This window comes from Verrucomicrobiota bacterium (genome assembly GCA_016871495.1).
GTDB lineage: Bacteria > Verrucomicrobiota > Verrucomicrobiia > Limisphaerales > VHDF01 > VHDF01.
This window is the reverse complement of record VHDF01000175.1, coordinates 1-3925: the sequence shown is the minus strand read 5'-3', so window position 1 is coordinate 3925 and position 3925 is coordinate 1. Positions and strand designations below refer to the sequence as shown.

General features: G+C 63.8%; 2 protein-coding genes and 1 pseudogene. 1 reads left to right on the top strand and 2 read right to left on the bottom strand.

Annotated elements, in window-relative coordinates; all coding sequences use genetic code 11:
* A partial coding sequence (locus FJ404_19535) for a c-type cytochrome (GenBank protein MBM3825039.1) occupies positions 1–1247 on the bottom strand: 1247 nt, incomplete at its 3' end.
* On the opposite strand from FJ404_19535, the pseudogene FJ404_19530 reads away from it, so the two are divergent.
* Positions 1241–2131: pseudogene (locus FJ404_19530) on the top strand (AraC family transcriptional regulator). The gene FJ404_19535 and the pseudogene FJ404_19530 overlap by 7 nt on opposite strands.
* An 85-nt stretch (positions 2132–2216) precedes the next feature.
* On the opposite strand, the gene FJ404_19525 reads toward FJ404_19530, so the two are convergent.
* Positions 2217–3869: a DUF4038 domain-containing protein gene (locus FJ404_19525; protein ID MBM3825038.1), complete on the bottom strand. Its 1653-nt coding sequence runs from the start codon at positions 3867–3869 to the stop codon at positions 2217–2219.
* Positions 3870–3925 lie beyond the last annotated feature (56 nt).

The window sequence follows — 3925 nt, the reverse complement described above, 5'->3', positions numbered from 1 at the left end:
CAGCCAAGCTGTCCAAATCGTTCCCTACCTCGCCCAGCCAGTCCTGAATCGACCGTGAGCGGCTCGAATGCCGGAATGGGTTCCTTGGAAACCGAGAGCATGTCGGCGGGAATCGGACCTCTCGGCAAACCCGGCCCCTCCACTTCCAGCTTCAGCTTCGCCTCACGGCCGGTGTGGAAATAGGTGAATCGCAACGGCTGGGGTTCTGCATTGAGTTTCACCACGGCCTGCAGTGACTTCACCCCGCGTCGATCGCTCGGGGCCTCCTTCGCCAACGTTCTGCCGCCGATTTCGAGCGAGCCCCCGTTCAGCGTGAGGAAGAATCTGTAAGTGCCCGCGGTTTCCACCTTCAGCCAACCCTCATACACCAGAGCCGTGTGTTGCGACAGCTTGCCGAAATGAGCCGGGTCGAAATCCCTCACCTGCCCGGCTCGCTCGGCGACGACTTTGTCGCTCGTCAGGCCCTCCCAAACGTCGCCGCGATACAACGTGTAATTGAGGTTCCCCGGCACGCGGATGTCCTGGAGAAGATAGTGGGCGATGCGTTCGAGTTCCCGGCCCGGCAGACGCAGGTCCGGCATTCGTCCTGATGGCCGGCTGGCGTGCGGCTGGCGGAGGAACTCGAGCAGGCTCTTGAAACTGTATTTCCGATCCAACGCGCCCAGCGGAACGGAGGCCTTGGCAGGCAACTCCCTTCCCTGCTCGTCGCGAGGCGAATGACACGCCGCGCATCCGCGCGAATGAAACAGCCGGTTCCCGTGCTGCGCAGCCACGGCATCGGGTGGCGCCAACGAAAAGTCGTTCGGCTTAAGCGAGAGCAGGAAGTGCGTCAGTTCTCTTGCGGCCTGCCTCTTCCCGGCCGTGTCCAGCGATGCAAGCGCGTCCGGCATCGTGGTGCCGGGCTTGGTCCCGTGCGGATTGAGAATGAACGACTCCAGATAACTCGGGTTCACTCGCGATCCGACCTCCGCCAGCCGGGGTGCATATTTCGAGCGGGCTTTGAGGGAAGCCTCGCTGGCATGACAAGCCGCACAGTTCAGTTCCTCGATCAGCACTTGTCCCTTCAGCTCCGCATCGAGATGGCTGGAAGCCAGGCCGGCGACGATCGCCTTCGCAAACCCGGCCGAAGCGGCACCCAAGTGGAGCATGACGCCGAGGGTGAGCCGCGACAGGATCCCCGTCACGCGGACCCTTGCCCTGCCCCGTGATGCGGCAGAGGTGGGTTGGCTGGACCGCAAGAATGTCATTCGAATCTCGAGTCGTGGTGTATGTGGGCCTGGCTTGCCGCAAGCACGAGCCGACGAGTCGTTTTCATGGCGCTAAGGTATCCTGTCGCCTCCTCCGGCGTCTTGCATTATTACTTCGCTCCGACGTGAAAACTCGCACAACCAAGCATTCCTCCGCAGCGTTGCCAGGAACCGTCGACTCGGTGGAGGCGGCGTTGCTGGAGAAGCTGTTTGATCAGGCGCCAGACGTCGCCTTCTTTATCAAGGGCGCCGATGGCCGCTACCTCACGGTGAACGATTCACTCGTGGAAATTCACGGGCTGCACGACAAGGCGCAGGTGCTCGGCCAGCTTCCCTGCGACATCTGCCCCGGTGAGTTTGGCCTCCTCCCTTCCGCGCAGGATGCCGTCGTGTTGCGCACCGGCCGCCCGCTTCTGAATCATCTGGAGCTGCACTGGTACGCCCCGCACAAACCGGGCTGATGCCTCACCACCAAGCTGCCGATGCGGGAGGTCGGCGCCCGAATCATCGGCCTGATTGGCATTTCGCGCGACGTGCGTGCACCGATCGGGACTCACGACATCCCGGTGGAGGTCGCCGCCGCGCTGGATCACTTTCAGAACGATGTCTCTGCACCTGTGAGCCCCTCTTCGCTTGCTCGGCGGGCGAAACTTTCCCCACCGTGTCTCGCCCGGTTGATGAAGCGCTATTTCGGCCTCACTCCCAGTCAGTTCATCGCCAAGACTAGAATTGCCACCGCCTCCCGCCTGCTGCGTGAGACCGGTCAGTCTGTTGCAGACATCGCCTTGGCCTGCGGGTACTGCGATCAGAGTGCGTTCGCTCGGGCATTTCGTGCCGTGGCAGGGGTTACCCCGACACAGTTCCGGGGCAATTCAAAGGGGTAGGCGATTAAACTTAGGACAGGGGCCGCGGCGTTCCCGCAGAGATGGAGGGTTGGTTTCAGCGTTGTGTTCTCCGCGGGCAGGAGACTCAAGGGTTCCGGTCGCTCGACCTGAACACCACGACGCGCGGTTCACCGGACCCGCTGTTGAACTGGGCGGGCGCGCTGTCCGGCAGAAGTCCCTTGCCCACTTCCGCCCCCGACCGCGGATCGTAAATGCGATACGCGCGGGGCACTTCGAGCGATGTGATTCCTGTTCCGCCCCCGTCGGGCAGATAGAGCACGAATAGTTTGCCCGGCAAGGCCAAACCGCGCTTGCCATAGGTATAGGTCCAGTTCGGCTGCATCTCGGCAAAGGGCAGCCCGTCGAAGATCTTCGCGGCGATGCCGGGATAACGTGAACCTTCGAAGTCGAGCGCCTCGCGCCAGCCGGCGTCGGGTGCCGTACACCAATCCGCGTGGTCGGGTTCCTTGGCATGCAGCCGCCATTGCCAGAGACTGCCAGCCCCATAGACCAACCCCATCGTGCTGCCGGCGGTCAGATTGCACCAGGCTTCATGGCCCTGCCACCAACCGGCGCCGCGACCGGTCTTGCCGATGTTCTCGTAGGTCGGCTCGCCATTGGCCACCGCTTTGACGGGCGTGTTGCGCCACATGTCGGCCACACGTTCCGGCACATGCTCGCCACCGTGACCGGTCTGGCACCACTGGAAGTCGAGCCAGGCCTTGTCCTGATGAGTGCGATACAGCGCGTGCGGCGAATAGTGTATGCCTGTGGGCTGCCGGTAGGCGTCCCATTCCTCGATGACCTGCCCCGCGCGATCCAACTGAGCGACGATCGCCGGATCCGTCGCTGGACCATCACCTCCCACCAGCCAGATCGCGGGCCGGGCGCCGTAGCGGGCGACGAGATACCGGCAGTAGCGGGCGTAGTCCTCCGCGCTGACGACGTTGCCGGCCACGCGGCGGCCTTTCCAGCCGTAGCCGTGAAAGACCGGTTGGTAAACCGGCGCGATCCCGTGCGCCACGAGAATGCCGGTGAGCCGGTCGAACATCTGGAAATACTGAGGGCGCAACTGGCGCAAGGCGCCCTGCGGCAAATCCTCGAACCCGACGTCGAAGCCCAGGTCCTCCGTGCGCGAGCGTGGCCCTTTGCAGTCCATGTCCGGCTGCACGGTCATGAGCAGGGCGGCGTTGAAGCCCTTGGCCTGGCGGTCGCGCGCGTAGGTTTCCGCCTGTTCGATGGTGGCCCGCCACGGCAGCGCCCAGGGCGTGTCCGCGCACAACAACCGTGCCCGGCCATCGGCATGAACCAGATTCCGGCCGCCGGACGGGATGCTCCAAAAGCCATGCCGCGTGAAGATCGTCGCGGGCGCCGACGCGGCAGGTGCGGCGGCAAGTGTCCCGGACTTTCCGTTCAAGCCGGCATCGCGGTCGCGGTCGGAGGAGATCCAGCGCCAGGTGCCCGCTGATTTCGTCGAGGCGAAACGAACCCGAAACGTCCGGCCACCATCCCAGAACATCGGCCGGCGCAGATTCGTGCCGTCGTCGTGGGTGAACTCCGTCCAGGCGTCGGTATCTGTGTAAGGATTGGCCGTGTCGCGGGTGGCGGTGAAAGTGAGTTCGACCTCCTGCCATTGCGGGGCAGTCGTGGCAGCGGTTGCGGCATCCATCCGGGTTGCCGACGCAAGCCCGATGACACCAAGAGTGAGAAGCAGAACGTTGAAGACTCGTTGTTGCATAGCTGGAATCGATGTTCGTAGGCAGGGAGGACCATCGCGGCGAGGGTCATGCTGCT

Bases quoted from the DNA above. Each gene is read 5' to 3' on its own strand.
- FJ404_19525 (MBM3825038.1), bottom strand. From the start codon at position 3,869: ATGCAACAACGAGTCTTCAACGTTCTGCTTCTCACTCTTGGTGTCATC.